Annotated in this window: 19 protein-coding genes; 1 reads left to right on the plus strand and 18 read right to left on the minus strand. The window is 56.2% G+C overall.

Going from position 1 to position 17380, the window contains the following annotated elements; translation table 11 throughout:
- Positions 1 to 830: 830 nt before the first annotated feature.
- The 7 genes from CKW37_RS31420 to CKW37_RS31445 all read right to left on the minus strand — a co-directional run bounded on the left by CKW37_RS31420 (position 831) and on the right by CKW37_RS31445 (position 8016).
- On the minus strand, positions 831 to 1244 hold the full coding sequence (locus CKW37_RS31420) for a hypothetical protein (protein WP_095159991.1): 414 nt from the start codon (positions 1242 to 1244) through the stop codon (positions 831 to 833).
- Positions 1245 to 1246: 2 nt separating this feature from the next.
- Entirely contained in the window at positions 1247 to 1645 is a 399-nt protein-coding gene (locus CKW37_RS33410) for a hypothetical protein (protein ID WP_256587901.1), read from the minus strand.
- Positions 1646 to 1657: 12 nt separating this feature from the next.
- Entirely contained in the window at positions 1658 to 3238 is a 1581-nt protein-coding gene (locus tag CKW37_RS31425; RefSeq protein ID WP_256587902.1) for an integrase, read from the minus strand.
- Positions 3231 to 4745 carry a site-specific integrase gene (locus CKW37_RS31430; RefSeq protein ID WP_095159992.1) on the minus strand — a complete coding sequence of 505 codons (1515 nt, stop codon included), beginning with the start codon at positions 4743 to 4745 and terminating at the stop codon, positions 3231 to 3233. The genes CKW37_RS31425 and CKW37_RS31430 overlap by 8 nt, the downstream gene beginning before the upstream one ends.
- Positions 4738 to 5955 (minus strand): site-specific integrase, encoded by a 1218-nt coding sequence (locus CKW37_RS31435; RefSeq protein ID WP_177454509.1) that lies wholly within the window; start codon positions 5953 to 5955, stop codon positions 4738 to 4740. The genes CKW37_RS31430 and CKW37_RS31435 overlap by 8 nt, the downstream gene beginning before the upstream one ends.
- A 141-nt stretch (positions 5956 to 6096) precedes the next feature.
- The gene (locus tag CKW37_RS31440; protein ID WP_095159993.1) at positions 6097 to 6612 is read right to left on the minus strand and encodes a single-stranded DNA-binding protein; all 516 of its coding nucleotides are present in this window, start codon (positions 6610 to 6612) and stop codon (positions 6097 to 6099) included.
- A gap of 9 nt (positions 6613 to 6621) precedes the next feature.
- Positions 6622 to 8016 (minus strand): MFS transporter, encoded by a 1395-nt coding sequence (locus CKW37_RS31445; RefSeq protein ID WP_095160022.1) that lies wholly within the window; start codon positions 8014 to 8016, stop codon positions 6622 to 6624.
- 129 nt (positions 8017 to 8145) lie between these two features.
- On the opposite strand from CKW37_RS31445, the gene uvrA reads away from it, so the two are divergent.
- Positions 8146 to 10980, plus strand: a complete 2835-nt coding sequence (uvrA, locus tag CKW37_RS31450; protein WP_177454510.1) for an excinuclease ABC subunit UvrA — start codon at positions 8146 to 8148, stop codon at positions 10978 to 10980.
- Positions 10981 to 11044: 64 nt separating this feature from the next.
- Here the strand turns inward: uvrA and bfr are convergent, their stop codons facing one another.
- The 11 genes from bfr to rpsE form a co-directional block, all read right to left on the minus strand.
- Complete coding sequence (gene bfr / locus CKW37_RS31455) at positions 11045 to 11509, minus strand: bacterioferritin (RefSeq protein WP_095159994.1); 465 nt, start codon at positions 11507 to 11509, stop codon at positions 11045 to 11047.
- A gap of 281 nt (positions 11510 to 11790) precedes the next feature.
- The gene (gene rplQ / locus CKW37_RS31460; protein WP_002555463.1) at positions 11791 to 12177 is read right to left on the minus strand and encodes a 50S ribosomal protein L17; all 387 of its coding nucleotides are present in this window, start codon (positions 12175 to 12177) and stop codon (positions 11791 to 11793) included.
- Between the two features lie 42 nt (positions 12178 to 12219).
- On the minus strand, positions 12220 to 13221 hold the full coding sequence (gene rpoA / locus CKW37_RS31465; protein WP_003186012.1) for a DNA-directed RNA polymerase subunit alpha: 1002 nt from the start codon (positions 13219 to 13221) through the stop codon (positions 12220 to 12222).
- A gap of 22 nt (positions 13222 to 13243) precedes the next feature.
- A complete protein-coding gene (gene rpsD / locus CKW37_RS31470) occupies positions 13244 to 13864 on the minus strand; it encodes a 30S ribosomal protein S4 (protein WP_095159995.1) in 621 nt (206 codons plus the stop codon).
- Between the two features lie 15 nt (positions 13865 to 13879).
- Positions 13880 to 14269 carry a 30S ribosomal protein S11 gene (gene rpsK, locus CKW37_RS31475; protein ID WP_002555466.1) on the minus strand — a complete coding sequence of 130 codons (390 nt, stop codon included), beginning with the start codon at positions 14267 to 14269 and terminating at the stop codon, positions 13880 to 13882.
- Positions 14270 to 14299: 30 nt separating this feature from the next.
- Positions 14300 to 14656 carry a 30S ribosomal protein S13 gene (gene rpsM / locus CKW37_RS31480; RefSeq protein WP_095159996.1) on the minus strand — a complete coding sequence of 119 codons (357 nt, stop codon included), beginning with the start codon at positions 14654 to 14656 and terminating at the stop codon, positions 14300 to 14302.
- 131 nt (positions 14657 to 14787) lie between these two features.
- Positions 14788 to 14904: a 50S ribosomal protein L36 gene (gene rpmJ, locus CKW37_RS31485; protein WP_002555468.1), complete on the minus strand. Its 117-nt coding sequence runs from the start codon at positions 14902 to 14904 to the stop codon at positions 14788 to 14790.
- Positions 14905 to 14930: 26 nt separating this feature from the next.
- Positions 14931 to 16262: a preprotein translocase subunit SecY gene (gene secY / locus CKW37_RS31490; protein ID WP_095159997.1), complete on the minus strand. Its 1332-nt coding sequence runs from the start codon at positions 16260 to 16262 to the stop codon at positions 14931 to 14933.
- Positions 16263 to 16697, minus strand: coding sequence for a 50S ribosomal protein L15 (gene rplO / locus CKW37_RS31495; RefSeq protein WP_095159998.1), 435 nt, complete (start codon positions 16695 to 16697; stop codon positions 16263 to 16265). It lies immediately after the preceding gene.
- 3 nt (positions 16698 to 16700) lie between these two features.
- Complete coding sequence (rpmD, locus tag CKW37_RS31500) at positions 16701 to 16877, minus strand: 50S ribosomal protein L30 (RefSeq protein ID WP_010220317.1); 177 nt, start codon at positions 16875 to 16877, stop codon at positions 16701 to 16703.
- Positions 16878 to 16879: 2 nt separating this feature from the next.
- Positions 16880 to 17380, minus strand: coding sequence for a 30S ribosomal protein S5 (rpsE, locus tag CKW37_RS31505; RefSeq protein ID WP_042123536.1), 501 nt, complete (start codon positions 17378 to 17380; stop codon positions 16880 to 16882).

A 17380-nucleotide genomic window follows, 5' to 3' on the forward strand; every position in this document is an offset into this window, starting at 1 on the left:
CTTTCTCGGTCACTTGCTTGACCGCTTCGATCTTGAATTCTTCGGGGTAACGCTGACGACTCATGGCTCCTCCTATTTGGGCCTCATTATGAGGCTTGGAGGTGTCTACGAAACTAGGGGCGATTCACTTTGTCTGGAAAATCATAATATATAGCCTTTTGTTCTACCTAATTAGAATATTAGGAATAACAAAGACTACATATCTAATCGTATATTAATCGCTCAGTTTTTTGGATAGTTCACGATGTTGCTTGGGGGTAAGTGCGCGCCTACGACGCTTTGGCTCTAGGGGCGCGAGGGGCGTGGCAGCAGATGCTGCCTTTTGGACTTCGAGAGCAGATGGGAGGCTTAGGAGCCAAATTCGACGCGCGTCCACTCGGGCTAAAGGAGAGCGCTGATTGAACCCTATGCGCAGGCCAGCAAGAAAGCCGAGGCAGGTATCGCGGCACGCGCGGCTCAATTCATTGATTTGCCGATCACAGAAATCCGCAATACGGATGGATTAACCTGGTCGAAGCCGCGAGCGCGGCAGATGAAAAAATCCCAGGCCGAAGCGAAGGTGGCAGTTGATGCGTCTCAGGGGCAGCTCCAGGCAGCACTTAGCTGCTGGGCACCATTAGAAGGAGCTTCCAGGTCCGCGCCATACCTGTAGGAGCCGCGCTTGCCGGCGATTGGCCGCAAAGCGGCTCCGACATCATAGGCGTTCGCCATGGCTCGATTGCAGCCTGTAGGGCGGGCGTGGCTTAAGCTGGTTAAATGAACGTCCACAATGGGTCGAATGCAGCCATCCAGGACGCAACACTTTCGACGACGGTTTCACATCCGCATCCTCAGTCGCTTTTCTCTGCCGAGTCGCGATCAATCCTCGGTAACGGGGCATCAAGCACGCTTTGAGAGAAGCCATGTTTTAGGGCGTTGTACTGCCATCGAACGAAACGCTCCAGCAGGTGATTATTCTCAGCCTTCAGTCGCTGGTTCTCACTTTCGAGACGCTGGATACGCTGCTCCGCGATGGCCAGGCTTGCGGGACGCTTCGTAGGCTGGAAGCCCGATTTCTGCTGGGTCTTCTTATCGAGAAACGCACTTTTCACCCGAGCGTGCGCATTGAGCGTCTGTCGAGTTGGCCGCGTCCCGATCAAGCCATCGGCTTGATCACACAAGGCATCCCAAGTGAGCTTGCCATTCCATCCATCAATCAAACCGACCAGCAGCTCGATATCTCTATTCGTCAGATGCTTAGCCATAACTAGAAGGCCCCCAACAGTTTTCGCAGCTCACCGATGCCTGGTTCTGGGGAAATGAACCTTGAGGAGGACTGCTGGGCGGCAAGCTCTCGCTTCAGTGGGCTGTATTCATGTTCATTACTGAGCCGAATGGCGGTACCGTCCGGGAGGTCGGGCGACTCGAGTATCTGAATCAACTGCTCCAGTCGCTCCAAGGTCTTGATCTGGTGCTGACTCCAGCGATCAGCGCCATATGTTCCTGAAGCATCTGCTGCTTTGGCCTTTTGAAGTTGCACATGCGTGAGGCTCCGCTGCTGCCTGAGCCGATCGAGTTTGGTTGCGTCACCTTTTACGCACACCTGTTCAGTGCAATTCAAGCAATCCCGGTGTTTTTGGCAGGGCAGCATCGAGTAGTCATGCACGCAGAATCCATACTAAGTGACATGAGCGATCCCCTCCCCAATCACATCCAGATCTGCGTAGGTAACGGGCATGTTGGTTTGGATTTTTTGGAGCACACCACCTATACCCGAACTTCGGGCAAGCTCGACGTATTCGTCGTTGCTCATATGGTTGTACACGGGGTTCTGATGAATATTGGCCCGCCCTGACCACCTGGCGATGTCTAGCTGCCCCAACGCGCCACGCTGAGCCACGGTATTGAGAAAATGCCGCACCTGGTGTGAAGTCATCGAAATCTCGCTGCCATCTGGATTTCTGTAGCCGTGACGCTTCCAGATGCTGTGCTCTTGACCATCAATTACGTTCAGGTCAGTGGTAAACGTACTCTTACCGGCTCCCCATATCTTGACAGGGCTCGGGCTGAATTCAGCGTGGAATTCATGTTCCCTGAAGCAGCAAACGGCATCCGAATACTTGATGTTGCGTTCTCTAGTTTTCCACGGCCATTCGACAGGAAGTTTGCTATGACAGTAATCATTTAAAAATGCCAGTGTCAGCGGCTCACCCTTTGACCTCAAAATACGATAGGGTTGGTATTTCGAGAGCATCTGGTTCAACGCTCCTCTCGATAGCGTAATGCCAAGCGCCGAGCAAGCTTGCTCATCAGTCAGTGGATGATCGTCAGGCACTTTTGGACAGTTTTCGTGGCGATAAAATTTTCCGGGGTGGTCCTCATACCATTTCGCCAACATCCGTCCTGGAGCAGACAACTCAGTTAATCGGCGCACAGCCTCTGTTGCAATGTCTTTGAATATGGTCGGGATCCACTTGATATCCGATCCGTAACCTTTACCGGCATAAAACCGTAGCCCTAGCCGTTCGACACCGTTTCCATCTGTCTCATGATGCAGGCAATTAACCGGCAGGTCTTGAACCTCCGACACGCGAGATGGTGCACACATCAACAAGGCAAATACGGACGTTGTGAATCGATCACGAGCATCCACGAGATCGTTGGCAAACATCTCTGCCATAGCTTCCAGCCAGCGATCCTCTGGTAACTTTTCTGCTCGTTTCCTTTTGCCTTCTGCGTCCGTCCGGTCCATCTCTTTGGGCTTGCTGATGGGATTACGCCAGGTGATCTGATCGGGAACAATTCGACTTTCATTGAGAAAATCCACTAGCTTCAACAAGCTCACCCCTGCCTGGTAGCCGGAAGCCTTGTATTCCCTCGCCACTTCACCCGCTACGTCCATGACGAGCTGATCTACCTGCGTGATGTCCACTTTACCCTTAACCGTCAGCAAAGCTTTTTCGATGCAACGGATCGCCTTAAATTCGTTTTTGAGTTGGGTGGGGTTATGACCTTGCTGGTAGCGAACATAAGCCTTGGCAAAGGGAATAATGTCGGCATCCAGCAGCTGATCAGTCGTGTACCCCCTCGCAGGCGCCCCCATGACCGTAAAATTGCCAACCTTGGGCCAGGCATTCGCGTGCCAGTCCAAGTCTGCCCCGAATACCGTCAAGCGGTCACTGCACATCGCAATGAAGTCCTCCAGATTTTTCCGGCTGTCACGCTGATGCTTGGGGATGAAGAGCAGTAAGTCAGCCATTCGTGAACTCACCCTTGGCCTGCTTGCACCGGTTGATGACATCACTCACGGCCAGGATCAGTCGGTCATTGATCGACGCAATCTTCAGATCATCGCAGTTGTCGCGAACCTGGTCCCGCTCCGCGATCAGGCGATCCAAGACCTCTTCGTGAGGGCCATCGAGCCAAGGCTGGAAGTGGGCACAGGTGTAACACGCGATCGGTGCCAATGCGCCACAAAAACCATAGCTGCCACAGGTGCCTACATTGGCCCTGCCGTTCGAGATTCTGCTGCTCGGATCATCCCCGCGGCGTGCATCCCGCTCTGAGGTAACAAGCACTCCTCGAAATGCCTGAGCAAACGGCGCGAGCTGCAAAGCAACCGCCTTATCGATGCGCTCGACGATCTCAGGGATGTTTTTGACGTAAACGCCTACGTTCTGGGTATCGGAGTGATCCAGCGCTTCAGCAATGACCATCTCCCCTCGCCCTTCACGAGCTAGATTCGTACCGAGCGTATAACGGAAGCGATTAGGATTCAGGGCGATAAGCGCTCCAGTCCGCTCGCTGATGAGGGCAATCGTTTTGGCTACTCTCATCATCACGTAATAGACGTCTTTGGAAGGAATATGCAGCCGGTCGCTGTCTAGTAGCGCCTGAATATCGGAATCGGAATTGAGAACGTGCGATACGGGAAACAGTGGCAAATCGTTTTGTATTTTCTCAGACAGAGGCCTGCCGGCCTGTTTGGAAAAGGCGGCTTTCACAAACGCTGCTTGCTGCTGCAAAAGCAGCCAAAGATCCTCAACAATCGGAAAACGGTTGAATGCACCGCGCCAGGGTGTATTTCGCTGCTTGGCCCTAGGAAAATTGATGCCATAGTTTCCTGGCGTACTGGATTCTATGTCTTTGAGCTTGAGTGCTGCGATTTGCCCAGGGCGACGCCCCGTCATCGCCAATATCATTGATAGACAGGTCTCCTCCAACGTAAGGCGTTGACCAGTAAAACTATCGACCACTGCAGCGATAACTCCTTGGAGTTCAATATCGGTCAGCGGCCCGTCCTCGGGACACATCGACTGGACGGCGAAACCTTTCTCGTTCCCCTTAATTACCCATTTATCCAACAGGCTCAAAATTTCATCAGATATGCCGGGGTATCCAAGTCGTGACCATTGGCGGATCGCACCACGCAACACCCCCATGTACCACTCTCTTTTCTTGCTCAACGAGGATCGATAGGAGATCAATGAAGCGACCGACAAAACTTCAGAATCTTGCATCTGCTCGCAGTAATGTAAAAAACGATAAAAGATGTTCATTACGTGCCAGGCCGCAGCTGTTCTAGCGTAGAACTCTAGAACCCGTCTAAATGAATAATCCCTCTCCCCGAGATATTTTGAGATTGACCCAATCGGGATAGTCACATCCTTGCTCAGCACCCATCGAGAGCTATCAAAGTGTACGAGATAACCCTCCCTAGAATAAAAGCGGTCGAGTACCGCTGTCTGAAGAGCAATTTTATCCATCGGCCACCTCATTACTGGACTTTTTCAAGTGCTTGTTCTGAAGGGCGAGCACTGCCTCAGCAGCTTTTTGTTTGGTGTGTCGCTTGTTGTAGGTTCGAGCCGAGCCTGAAGTCTCTTCCCATCCCATCAGGTAGGAACGAATTTTTTCTTCTGCCGCGGGAGACATCTCCATAGCATCACAGTGCTGGGAAAAGGCGTAATTCCAATGGTGCCGGAGTGCATGCGCATGGACGCTCGAGTCCTCAATGATAGAAGCGACCTCCAGCATCCATTTCTGAAAAGCCGAAATTGAAAGTGGGCGACCTTGAGTAGGGCCTCCCTTGTGAGTCACAAACAGGTACCCATGCCTGTTTGCCCCGGGTACTTTGTTCCGATAGCGAAGCACGTATTCGTGAATACGGGAGATAAGTTCCTGCGCGAGTGGAAAGGTTCGTTGGCGAGTCTTAGCGGTAGGCTGATGGGCCCGTGAATCACCCTTCGAATCAGGACGCCTCACCACTCGCAGCGTGTTCTGAGCGAAATCGACGTCGTCGATCTTGAGGTTCAGCAGCTCTCCGCGGCGAAGCCCGGTCAGGCGAAGAATCATGAACATCAGAGCATTACGCACTTGGACGGCGTGCCCCTTTGCGGGGTTGTGCTCAGCTCCAGGCCTTAGAGCTTGCTCCACGGCTTCTACAACGGCTTCATCCAGATATCGCTCATCTTTGTCCGTTGTTGATCTGTTGGGCTTACTGGGACGGTGAGCCTTGATCGACGCCACCATGAGCTTGATGTCCCCACCATTCCGCTTAGCTGGGCACAGTCGCGCGGCCAGAAAGCCCAAATAGTCGGCTACCACAGTCAATCTGAAATAGTGATTACTGGTGCCAACCGACTTTGGGCGTCGAGTGATCGAAACAATTTTTTTGCCGCTGGGCTCAGGATTGAGGAAAAGCTGCAACGAGTCGCTAAGCGCCCTCACTTGCTCCTCCCCAAGTACCTCGCCTTGCGAAAATAGAGACTCCAGGCGGATGCCAACCTGAGCCTCCCAAGCGTACAACGCCTTGATTGCATGCAACGCATTCGCAATCGAGTTGGCGGCCAAGGAACGCGACCGCAGATGCCAGGTGGCGAAGAGCGTTGGATAGTAAAGTGGCATCCCTGAACTATCGACCAGCACCGCATACCGCTCACCGTCGTTCCCTGCAAACCTACGCATGGATAAATCCATCACACCTCCATAACTTACGTTTTCACATGGTGTGCACCAAATAAAAGACCATGGAGGGATTTTTCACATGCTGAAAATGAAAAAACCCTGCAAGCGCAGGGTTCTTCATGGAGAACTTTACAGATCTCGCTAAGGTGCTTCCTAGAACGGAATATCGTCATCAAAGCTGTCGAAATCCGGAGCCGGCTGCGGCGCTGGTTGCTGAGGAGCCGGACGCTGAGGAGCCTGCTGCGGACGAGGCGCTTGCTGGCGTGGAGCCTGCGGCGCCTGGTTGTAGTTGCCTTGCGGCGCACCGCCACCATCCTGGTTCTGCGGACGACCGCCCAGCAACTGCATGGTGCCTTGCATGTCGACGATGATTTCGGTGGTGTAACGCTTGATGCCGTCTTTTTCCCACTCGCGGGTTTGCAGCTTGCCTTCGATGTACACCTGAGAACCCTTGCGCAGGTACTCACCAGCAATCTCGGCGACCTTGCCGAACATCGAGACGCGGTGCCACTCGGTGCGCTCGACCTTCTGGCCGGTCTGCTTGTCGGTCCACTGCTCGCTGGTGGCCAGGCTCAGGTTAGTCACGGCGTTGCCGTTCGGCAGGTAGCGTACTTCAGGATCCTGGCCACAGGTGCCGACCAATATGACTTTGTTAACCCCACGGGCCATAACGTTCTCCTAGGCTTCGCACGCCGCGGACGCCGGATTGACCAGGCGTTCCAGGGTCGAACGATCCAAAATTTGTGTATCCAGTTTGATATAGATGGCGGCTTCATCTGCCACCACCACTGCGTCGGTCACACCCGGCACGGCCTTCAGGCGCTCGGTCAAGCCCGCTTCGCGTAGCGCTTCGGGCGACAACGGCATGCGCAGGCTTGTCACATAAGGTGGTTCGCGCATGGTAACAGCTACGGCAAGCCAGAGCCCGCACAAACCCGCGCAGCCGAGGAACACCGTGGTCAAGCCACCATGCTGGAACATCCATCCACCCAATATCCCGCCCAGCGCCGCGCCAAGGAACTGGCTGGTGGAATAGACCCCCATCGCCGTGCCCTTGCCGCCGGCAGGCGACACCTTGCTGATCAACGACGGCAACGACGCTTCCAGCAGGTTGAAGGCGGTGAAGAAGATCACGGTCCCGATCACCAGGGCCGACAGGCTGTTCCCCCACTCCCAGAAGAATAGCTCCGTCAGCAGCAAGACACTGACCGCGCCCAGAAGGACACGTTTCATCTTGCGCTTTTTCTCACCATAGATAATGAAGGGAATCATTGCGAAGAATGAAATCAGCAGAGCGGTCAGGTACACCCACCAGTGCTCTTCCTTGGGCAGCCCGCCGCGTTCAACGAACGCCAGTGGCAGGGCAACGAAGCTGGCCATGAGGATGGCATGCAGGACGAAAATACCAACGTCCAGGCGCAACAGGTCAGGGTGTCGCAAGGTCGGGCCGAGCGCTTGCTTCGCCACCCCGGACTCGCGGTGGTGCAGCGGTCCGCTGGAAGCAGGCACGACGAACGCGATCAGAGCGATACCCACCAGTGCCATCGCCGCTGTCGCCAGAAACAGCCCGGACAGACCGAAGCTGCGGGTCAACAAAGGCCCGACAACCATCGCCACGGCAAACGACAAACCGATGCTCATGCCAATCATGGCCATGGCCTTGGTGCGGTGCTGCTCACGGGTCAGGTCCGACAGTAGCGCCATTACCGCCGCCGAAATCGCCCCGGCACCTTGCAGGATCCGTCCGGCAATCACGCCCCAGATCGAGTCGGCCTGAGCCGCCAGCACACTCCCCAGCGCAAAGATCACCAACCCCAGGTAGATCACCGGACGCCGGCCGATGCGGTCGGATATGACGCCGAATGGAATCTGCAATACCGCCTGGGTCAGCCCATAGGCGCCAATAGCCAGACCAATGAGTGCCGGCGTCGCGCCCGCCAGGTCCATGCCATAGGTAGCCAGTACCGGCAGGACCATGAACATGCCCAGCATACGGAAGGCGAACACCAGGGCCAGGCCGCCTGCGGCGCGGGTTTCGCTGCCACTCATGCGTTCGCTGTGGGGATCGTGCATGGATTAACCTCGTGTGAACCGGCGGCGATTCTACCAGTCCCATCGTTTAACAGCATCTACGCGACGCTTTGCCGCGCACCGGCGGCGAGCCGTATACTGCTCCGTTTAAGCCCGCCAAGCGAGGCCGTAGTGGACAAGATCCTGATTCGTGGGGCACGTACCCACAACCTGAAGAACATCGACCTGACGCTGCCCCGCGACAAGCTGATCGTCATCACCGGCCTGTCCGGGTCCGGCAAGTCATCCCTGGCATTCGACACCCTCTATGCCGAAGGCCAGCGGCGCTACGTGGAGTCGCTGTCGGCCTATGCGCGGCAGTTCCTGTCGATGATGGAAAAGCCGGACGTCGATACCATCGAAGGCCTCTCGCCAGCGATTTCCATCGAGCAGAAGTCCACTTCGCACAACCCTCGCTCCACCGTCGGCACCATCACCGAAATCTACGACTACCTGCGCCTGCTGTATGCCCGCGTCGGTACGCCACGCTGCCCGGACCACGACATTCCGCTCGAGGCCCAGACCGTCAGCCAGATGGTCGACCTGGTCCTGGCGCAGCCGGAAGGCAGCAAGCTGATGTTGCTGGCCCCGGTGATTCGTGAGCGCAAGGGCGAGCACCTGGCGGTATTCGAGGAGCTGCGCGCTCAAGGCTTCGTCCGTGCCCGTATCAACGGCAAGCTCTGCGAGCTGGACGAGTTGCCCAAGCTCGACAAACAGAAGAAGCACAGCATCGATGTGGTAGTGGACCGCTTCAAAGTCCGCGAAGACCTGCAGCAGCGTCTGGCCGAGTCGTTCGAAACCGCGCTGAAACTGGCCGACGGCATTGCGCTCGTCGCGCCGATGGATGATGAAGGCGGCGAAGAGATGATCTTCTCCGCACGTTTCGCCTGCCCGATCTGCGGCCACGCCATCAGCGAGCTGGAGCCGAAGCTGTTCTCCTTCAACAACCCCGCCGGCGCCTGCCCGACCTGCGACGGCCTGGGGGTCAAGCAGTTCTTCGACGCCAAGCGCCTGGTCAATGGTGAGCTGACCTTGGCCGAGGGCGCGATCCGCGGCTGGGACCGACGTAACGTCTATTACTTCCAGATGCTCGGGTCGCTGGCGACACACTTCGGCTTCAGCCTGGAAGTCCCGTTCAACGAACTGCCCGCCGACCGCCAGAAAATCATTCTCAGCGGCAGCGGTAACCAGAACGTCGACTTCAAGTACCTCAACGACCGTGGCGATATCGTCAAGCGCTCGCACCCGTTCGAGGGCATCGTGCCGAACCTGGAGCGCCGCTATCGGGAAACGGAATCGGCTACGGTCCGCGAGGAGCTGGCCAAGTTCCTCAGTACCCAGCCGTGCCCGGACTGCCGCGGCACCCGTCTGCGCCGCGAGGCGCGTCACGTGTGGGTTGGCGAGAAGACCTTGCCTGCGGTGACCGGCCTGCCCATCGGCGATGCAAGCCAGTATTTCGGTGGCCTGAAGCTGACCGGACGCCGTGGCGAAATCGCCGACAAGATCCTCAAGGAAATCTGCGAGCGCCTTCAGTTCCTGGTGAACGTTGGCCTCGATTACCTGACCCTTGATCGCAGTGCCGACACACTGTCCGGCGGCGAAGCCCAGCGCATCCGTCTGGCCAGCCAGATCGGCGCCGGCCTGGTCGGGGTGATGTATATCCTCGACGAGCCATCCATTGGATTGCACCAGCGTGATAACGATCGCCTGCTGGCCACCCTCAATCACCTGCGCGACATCGGCAACACGGTGATTGTGGTAGAGCACGACGAGGACGCCATCCGCCTCGCGGACTATGTGGTCGACATCGGTCCCGGCGCCGGAGTACACGGTGGCCAGATCGTTGCCGAAGGTACGCCCGCAGAAGTGATGGCGCACCCTGACTCACTGACCGGGAAATACCTCTCCGGGCGGATCAAGATCGCGGTGCCGGCCAAGCGCACGCCACGCAACAAGAAGCTCTCGATCAAGCTCAAGGGCGCGCGCGGCAACAACCTGCAGAGCGTCGACCTGGAGATTCCAATCGGCCTGTTGACCTGCGTGACCGGTGTATCCGGTTCTGGCAAGTCGACGCTGATCAACAATACCTTGTTCCCTCTCGCAGCCACCGCCCTCAATGGTGCCACGACCCAGGAAGCCGCCGCGCACGACAGCTGCGACGGCCTGCAGCACCTGGACAAGGTGGTGGATATCGACCAGAGCCCGATCGGCCGTACGCCACGTTCCAACCCGGCGACCTATACCGGCCTGTTCACGCCGATCCGCGAATTATTCTCCGGCGTCCCGGAATCGCGCTCGAGGGGCTACGGCCCGGGCCGCTTCTCCTTCAACGTCAAGGGCGGACGCTGCGAAGCCTGCCAGGGCGACGGGCTGATCAAGGTGGAGATGCACTTCCTGCCAGACATCTACGTCCCTTGCGACGTCTGCAAGAGCAAGCGCTACAACCGCGAGACGCTGGAGATCAAGTACAAGGGCAAGAACATCCACGAGGTGCTGGAAATGACCATCGAGGAGGCCCGCGAGTTCTTCGATGCGGTGCCAGCGCTGGCTCGCAAGCTGCAAACGTTGATGGATGTGGGTCTGTCCTACATCAAGCTCGGGCAGTCGGCTACAACGCTGTCCGGCGGCGAGGCGCAACGGGTCAAACTGTCCCGTGAGCTATCCAAGCGCGATACCGGCAAAACCCTGTACATCCTCGACGAACCCACCACGGGCCTGCACTTCGCTGATATCCAGCAGTTGCTCGATGTACTGCACCGACTGCGCGACCACGGTAATACCGTGGTGGTGATCGAGCACAACCTGGATGTGATCAAGACCGCAGATTGGCTGGTCGATCTTGGTCCGGAAGGTGGTTCCAAGGGCGGTCAGATCATCGCCTGCGGCACGCCAGAAGAAGTGGCGAACATGAAGCAGTCCCACACCGGGCACTACCTCAAGCCACTGCTGGAACGGGACCGAGCCTGATCCGGCACTGAAATGAAAAAGCCCCTGTCGCTCACACGACAGGGGCTTTTCTTTGCCGGGCTCATTACATCTGCGATTGCAGGTAGTTCTCCAGCCCCAGCGACTTGATCAAGCCTTTCTGCTTTTCCAGCCAGTAGGTGTGATCTTCTTCGGTGTCAGCCAGTTGCAGACGGAGGATGTCGCGGCTGATGTAGTCCTTGTGCAGTTCGCACAGCTCAATGCCTTTGCACAGTGCAGCGCGGACTTTGTATTCCAGGCGCAGATCGGCGGCGATCATGTCTGGCACGGTAGCACCGATATCCAGATCGTCCGGACGCATGCGCGGCGTACCTTCCAGCATCAGGATGCGGCGGATCAAGGCATCAGCGTGTTGGGCTTCTTCTTCCATCTCGTGATTGATGCGTTCGTAGAGCTTGCTGAAGCCCCAGTCTTCGTACATCCGCGAGTGAATGAAGTACTGATCACGTGCCGCCAGTTCGCCCGTCAGCAACGTGTTGAGATAGTCGATTACGTCCGGGTGACCTTGCATCGTCCCGCCTCTCCCTGTGTGAAAGCCATAGTTTGAACCAGGATGACTGGGAGGTCACTGTGATTTACGCATAAATGTCGAAAAAAGCGGGCGAACAGTAGTGATTTTCATTGAAAAGCGTCCAAATGAGGGAGTTTCTCCTTATCACTTCGAGTTAAGCGCAATGTTTCTTCAAAACGGCGCAACAGCGGACTGCATATCGACTAGCCAATAGGAAAAGCGATCACTAGAAAACAAAAAACCGGGCACAAGGCCCGGTTTTTTGTTCAAGACTGTTCGTCTTACTCAGCAGCTTCTACCGAGCCACCGACAGGACGATCAACCAGCTCGACGTACGCCATAGGCGCGTTGTCGCCAGCGCGGAAACCGCACTTGAGGATACGCAGGTAGCCGCCCTGACGGGTGGCGTAGCGCTTGCCCAGATCGTTGAACAGCTTGCCGACGATTTCTTTCGAACGAGTACGGTCGAAAGCAAGGCGACGGTTAGCTACGCTGTCTTCCTTGGCCAGGGTGATCAGCGGCTCGGCAACGCGGCGCAGTTCCTTGGCTTTTGGCAGGGTAGTTTTGATCAGCTCGTGCTCGAACAGCGACACCGCCATGTTCTGGAACATGGCCTTGCGGTGAGAGCTGGTACGGCTCAGGTGACGTCCACTTTTACGATGACGCATGATTCATTCCTTACCAAACACTACGTTCGGTGATTACGACGATCAGGCAGTCGCCTTGTCGTCTTTCTTAAGACTTGCAGGCGGCCAGTTGTCGAGGCGCATGCCGAGGGACAGACCACGGGAAGCCAGAACGTCCTTGATTTCAGTCAGGGACTTCTTGCCGAGGTTCGGAGTTTTCAACAGCTCTACTTCGGTGCGCTGAATCAGATCGCCGATGTAGTAGATGTTCTCCGCCTTCAGGCAGTTGGCCGAACGCACGGTCAATTCCAGATCGTCAACTGGACGAAGCAGGATCGGATCGATCTCGTCTTCCTGCTCGACTACCACGGGTTCGCTGTCACCTTTGAGGTCGACGAACGCAGCCAACTGCTGTTGCAGGATGGTTGCAGCACGACGGATAGCCTCTTCAGGATCCAGGGTACCGTTGGTTTCCAGATCAATAACCAGCTTGTCCAGGTTGGTACGCTGCTCGACACGGGCGTTTTCCACCACGTATGCGATACGGCGAACCGGGCTGAACGAAGAGTCAAGCTGCAAGCGACCAATGCTACGGCTTTCGTCTTCATCGCTCTGACGCGAATCGGCCGGCTCATAACCACGACCACGAGCTACGGTGAGCTTCATGTTCAAAGCGCCGTTGGACGCCAGGTTAGCGATTACGTGATCGGGGTTAACGATCTCGACATCATGATCCAGCTGAATATCGGCAGCGGTAACCACCCCCGAACCCTTCTTCGACAAGGTCAGCGTAACTTCGTCACGACCATGCAGTTTGATAGCCAGGCCTTTAAGGTTCAACAGGATTTCAATGACATCTTCCTGTACACCTTCGATCGCGGAGTACTCATGGAGTACACCGTCAATCTCGGCCTCGACTACTGCACAGCCAGGCATAGAGGACAACAGGATGCGGCGCAGCGCGTTGCCCAGGGTATGGCCGAAACCACGCTCGAGAGGCTCGAGCGTGATCTTAGCGCGGGTTGGACTGACGACCTGCACATCGATGTGGCGGGGCGTCAGGAACTCATTTACCGAAATCTGCATGGATGCACCTATTTTCTAGCCCTTACTTGGAGTAGAGCTCGACAATCAGGTTTTCGTTGATGTCGGCAGACAGGTCGCTGCGAGCAGGAACGTTCTTGAAAACGCCCGACTTCTTGGCAGCGTCCACTTCTACCCACTCAACGCGGCCACGCTGAGCGCACAGTTCAAGGGCTTGAACAATGCGCAGCTGGTTCAGCGATTTCTCGCGAACTGCGACCACGTCACCCGGACGAACTTGGTAGGACGGAACGTTTACAGTCTTGCCGTTTACGCTGATCGCTTTGTGCGAAACCAGCTGACGGGATTCGGCACGAGTAGCGCCAAAGCCCATACGATAAACGACGTTATCCAGACGGCATTCGAGCAGTTGCAGCAGGTTCTCACCAGTAGCGCCTTTCTTGGAAGCCGCTTGCTTGTAGTAACCGCTGAACTGACGCTCGAGCACGCCGTAGATACGACGGACTTTTTGTTTCTCACGCAGCTGGGTGCCGTAGTCGGACTGACGGCCACGGCGCTGACCGTGGATACCTGGGGCTGCTTCGATGTTGCACTTCGATTCCAGAGCGCGAACGCCACTCTTCAGGAACAGATCGGTGCCTTCACGACGAGACAGTTTGCATTTTGGACCAATGTAACGTGCCATTTATCTGTCTCCTGATTACACGCGACGCTTCTTCGGCGGACGGCACCCGTTATGCGGGATTGGCGTCACGTCGGTGATGCTGGCGATCTTATAGCCGCAGCCGTTCAGTGCACGAACAGCGGACTCACGACCTGGACCTGGACCCTTGACGTTGACGTCGAGGTTCTTCAGGCCGTATTCCAGCGCAGCTTGACCAGCACGTTCTGCAGCTACCTGAGCGGCGAACGGGGTCGATTTGCGGGAACCACGGAAACCCGAACCGCCGGAGGTAGCCCAGGACAGAGCGTTACCTTGACGATCGGTGATGGTCACGATGGTGTTGTTGAAAGACGCGTGGATGTGGGCGATGCCATCAACCACTGTCTTTTTGACTTTTTTACGAGGACGAGCAGCAGGTTTTGCCATGTCTAAATTCCTGTCGATTCGCTGGTGCGATTACTTGCGGATCGGCTTGCGCGGACCTTTACGGGTACGGGCATTGGTCTTGGTACGCTGACCGCGTACTGGCAGACCCCGACGATGACGCAGGCCGCGGTAGCAACCCAGGTCCATCAACCGCTTGATTTTCATGTTGATGTCGCGACGCAGGTCACCTTCAGTGGTGAACTTCGCAACTTCGCTACGCAGCTGTTCAATCTGCTCGTCGCTCAGATCCTTGATCTTTGCGGCTGGGTTTACCCCAGTGTCTGCACAGATTTTCTGTGCAGTGGTGCGACCAACACCGTAGATGTAGGTCAGCGAGATAACAGTATGCTTGTTATCTGGAATGTTAACGCCTGCAATACGGGCCATTCAGTGGGACTCCAATTGACAGCTACCTACGCCCCGGAAGCCAAGAAATAGGGCGCGAGATAATATCGCTGTAGAAACAATTAATCAACCCAGCAGCACACTAGCTGCTGGGCTTGAAGCGCAGATCACACTCAGCCTTGGCGCTGTTTGTGACGTGGTTCCGCGCTGCAAATTACTCGAACGACACCTTCGCGGCGAATAATTTTGCAGTTACGGCACAGTTTTTTCACCGATGCACGAACTTTCATCACCAACTCCTCGAACCTTAGGGGTTTCAGCGCAGCAGACCGCTGCCGCCGTAGCCTTTCAGGTTGGCTTTCTTCATCAGGGATTCGTACTGGTGCGAAACGAGGTGCGATTGTACTTGGGACATAAAGTCCATCACAACCACTACCACAATCAGCAACGAGGTCCCGCCAAGGTAGAACGGAACGTTTGCTGCGACCACCAGGAACTGGGGAAGCAGGCACACGGCCGTCATATAAAGAGCACCGAACATGGTCAAACGGGTCAGAACGCCATCAATGTAGCGCGCCGACTGCTCGCCAGGACGGATACCCGGAATAAAGGCACCGGACTTCTTCAGGTTTTCCGCTACGTCTTTCGGATTGAACATCAACGCCGTATAGAAGAAGCAGAAGAAAATGATCCCTGCACTAAACAGCAGAATATTCAACGGCTGACCAGGAGCGATCGACTGCGAGATGTCCTGCAACCAGCCCATACCCTCAGACTGACCGAACCAGGCACCCAGCGAAGCCGGAAACAGCAGAATGCTGCTTGCGAAAATAGCCGGAATGACACCGGCCATGTTCACTTTAAGCGGCAAGTGGCTCGTCTGCGCAGCAAAGACCTTGCGGCCCTGCTGACGCTTCGCGTAGTGAACAGCAATACGACGCTGACCACGCTCGATGAAGACCACAAAACCGATAATCGCTACTGCCAGCAAACCGATAGCGACCAAGGCGAAGATGTTGATATCGCCTGTACGCGCAGACTCGAAAGACTGCCCGATTGCTCTCGGAAGACCGGCAACGATACCCGCGAAAATAAGCATCGAGATACCGTTGCCCACACCGCGCTCGGTAATCTGCTCGCCTAGCCACATCATGAACATTGCGCCGGCCACAAACGTGGAAACCGCAACGAAATGGAAGCCGAAACCAGCAGCAAACGCCACACCCTGACCAGCCAGACCAATGGACATGCCAATGGCCTGGACCAACGCCAGGGTAACGGTGAGGTAGCGGGTGTACTGGCTGATCTTGCGACGGCCAGCTTCACCTTCCTTCTTCAACTGCTCCAGCTGCGGGCTGACAGCGGTCATGAGCTGCATGATGATCGATGCCGAAATGTACGGCATGATCCCCAGTGCAAATACGCTCATACGCTCCAGCGCACCGCCGGAAAACATGTTGAACAAGCTAAGAATGGTCCCCTCATTCTGTCGAAACAGTTCCGCCAGCCGCTCAGGGTTAACGCCTGGAACCGGGATGTGTGCGCCTATTCGATAGACGATGATCGCCAGGAACAGAAAACGCAGACGAGCCCAGAGTTCAGACATTCCGCCTTTGCCGAGCGAAGAGAGAGCACCTTGCTTAGCCATTTATTCCTCGAACTTGCCGCCAGCTGCTTCGATAGCCGCACGTGCACCTTTGGTGACGGCGATACCCTTGATGGTGACCGCGCGAGTAACTTCGCCCGACAGCATGATTTTCACACGCTGTACGTTCTGGTTAATCACGTTGGCGTCCTTCAGGGACTGAACGGTAACAACGTCGCCTTCCACTTTGGCCAGCTCGGACAGACGCACTTCTGCGCGGTCCATGGCTTTCAGGGAAACGAAGCCGAACTTCGGCAGACGACGGTGCAGCGGCTGTTGACCGCCTTCAAAGCCAGGAGCAATGGTGCCACCGGAGCGGGAGGTTTGACCTTTGTGGCCGCGGCCACCAGTCTTACCCAAACCACTACCGATACCACGACCCGGACGATGCTTCTCGCGACGGGAACCCGGCGCTGGACTCAGATCATTGAGTTTCATCGATTAACCCTCGACGCGCAGCATGTAGTAAGCCTTGTTGATCATCCCGCGATTCTCGGGAGTATCCAGGACTTCTACAGTGTGACCGATGCGGCGCAGACCCAGACCTTTAACACACAGTTTGTGGTTAGGCAGACGGCCGGCGGTGCTTTTGATCAGCGTTACTTTAACGGTAGCCATGATCAGAGAATCTCCTCAACGCTCTTGCCACGCTTGGCAGCAATGGACTCAGGAGATTGCATAGCCTTCAGACCCTTGAAGGTGGCGTGAACCACGTTTACAGGGTTAGTCGAGCCGTAGCACTTGGCCAGGACGTTCTGAACGCCAGCAACTTCCAGGACGGCACGCATGGCGCCACCGGCGATGATACCGGTACCTTCGGAGGCAGGCTGCATGTAAACCTTCGACGCGCCATGGGCGGACTTGGTTGCGTACTGCAGAGTGGTGCCATCCAGGTCAACCTGAATCATGTTGCGGCGAGCAGCTTCCATAGCCTTCTGGATCGCAGCAGGTACTTCACGCGACTTACCACGGCCGAAACCAACGCGACCTTTGCCATCACCTACCACGGTCAGCGCGGTGAAGGTGAAGATACGGCCGCCTTTTACGGTCTTGGCAACGCGGTTAACCTGAACCAGCTTCTCGATGTAGCCTTCGTCGCGCTTTTGATCGTTATTTGCCAT

It is taken from the genome of Pseudomonas sp. Irchel 3E13 (assembly GCF_900187455.1).
In the GTDB taxonomy this organism is placed as follows: domain Bacteria; phylum Pseudomonadota; class Gammaproteobacteria; order Pseudomonadales; family Pseudomonadaceae; genus Aquipseudomonas.

Excerpts from the sequence above, each read along its gene's own strand:
- CKW37_RS31420 (WP_095159991.1), bottom strand. The coding sequence starts at position 1,244 with ATGGCTAAGCATCTGACGAATAGAGATATCGAGCTGCTGGTCGGTTTG.
- CKW37_RS31425 (WP_256587902.1), bottom strand. The coding sequence starts at position 3,238 with ATGGCTGACTTACTGCTCTTCATCCCCAAGCATCAGCGTGACAGCCGG.
- CKW37_RS31430 (WP_095159992.1), bottom strand. The coding sequence starts at position 4,745 with ATGGATAAAATTGCTCTTCAGACAGCGGTACTCGACCGCTTTTATTCT.
- CKW37_RS31435 (WP_177454509.1), bottom strand. The coding sequence starts at position 5,955 with ATGGATTTATCCATGCGTAGGTTTGCAGGGAACGACGGTGAGCGGTAT.
- CKW37_RS31440 (WP_095159993.1), bottom strand. The coding sequence starts at position 6,612 with ATGGCCCGTGGGGTTAACAAAGTCATATTGGTCGGCACCTGTGGCCAG.
- CKW37_RS31445 (WP_095160022.1), bottom strand. The coding sequence starts at position 8,016 with ATGCACGATCCCCACAGCGAACGCATGAGTGGCAGCGAAACCCGCGCC.
- bfr (WP_095159994.1), bottom strand. The coding sequence starts at position 11,509 with ATGCAAGGTCACCCGGACGTAATCGACTATCTCAACACGTTGCTGACG.
- rplQ (WP_002555463.1), bottom strand. The coding sequence starts at position 12,177 with ATGCGTCATCGTAAAAGTGGACGTCACCTGAGCCGTACCAGCTCTCAC.
- rpoA (WP_003186012.1), bottom strand. The coding sequence starts at position 13,221 with ATGCAGATTTCGGTAAATGAGTTCCTGACGCCCCGCCACATCGATGTG.
- rpsD (WP_095159995.1), bottom strand. The coding sequence starts at position 13,864 with ATGGCACGTTACATTGGTCCAAAATGCAAACTGTCTCGTCGTGAAGGC.
- rpsK (WP_002555466.1), bottom strand. The coding sequence starts at position 14,269 with ATGGCAAAACCTGCTGCTCGTCCTCGTAAAAAAGTCAAAAAGACAGTG.
- rpsM (WP_095159996.1), bottom strand. The coding sequence starts at position 14,656 with ATGGCCCGTATTGCAGGCGTTAACATTCCAGATAACAAGCATACTGTT.
- rpmJ (WP_002555468.1), bottom strand. The coding sequence starts at position 14,904 with ATGAAAGTTCGTGCATCGGTGAAAAAACTGTGCCGTAACTGCAAAATT.
- secY (WP_095159997.1), bottom strand. The coding sequence starts at position 16,262 with ATGGCTAAGCAAGGTGCTCTCTCTTCGCTCGGCAAAGGCGGAATGTCT.
- rplO (WP_095159998.1), bottom strand. The coding sequence starts at position 16,697 with ATGAAACTCAATGATCTGAGTCCAGCGCCGGGTTCCCGTCGCGAGAAG.
- rpmD (WP_010220317.1), bottom strand. The coding sequence starts at position 16,877 with ATGGCTACCGTTAAAGTAACGCTGATCAAAAGCACCGCCGGCCGTCTG.
- rpsE (WP_042123536.1), bottom strand. The coding sequence starts at position 17,380 with ATGGCAAATAACGATCAAAAGCGCGACGAAGGCTACATCGAGAAGCTG.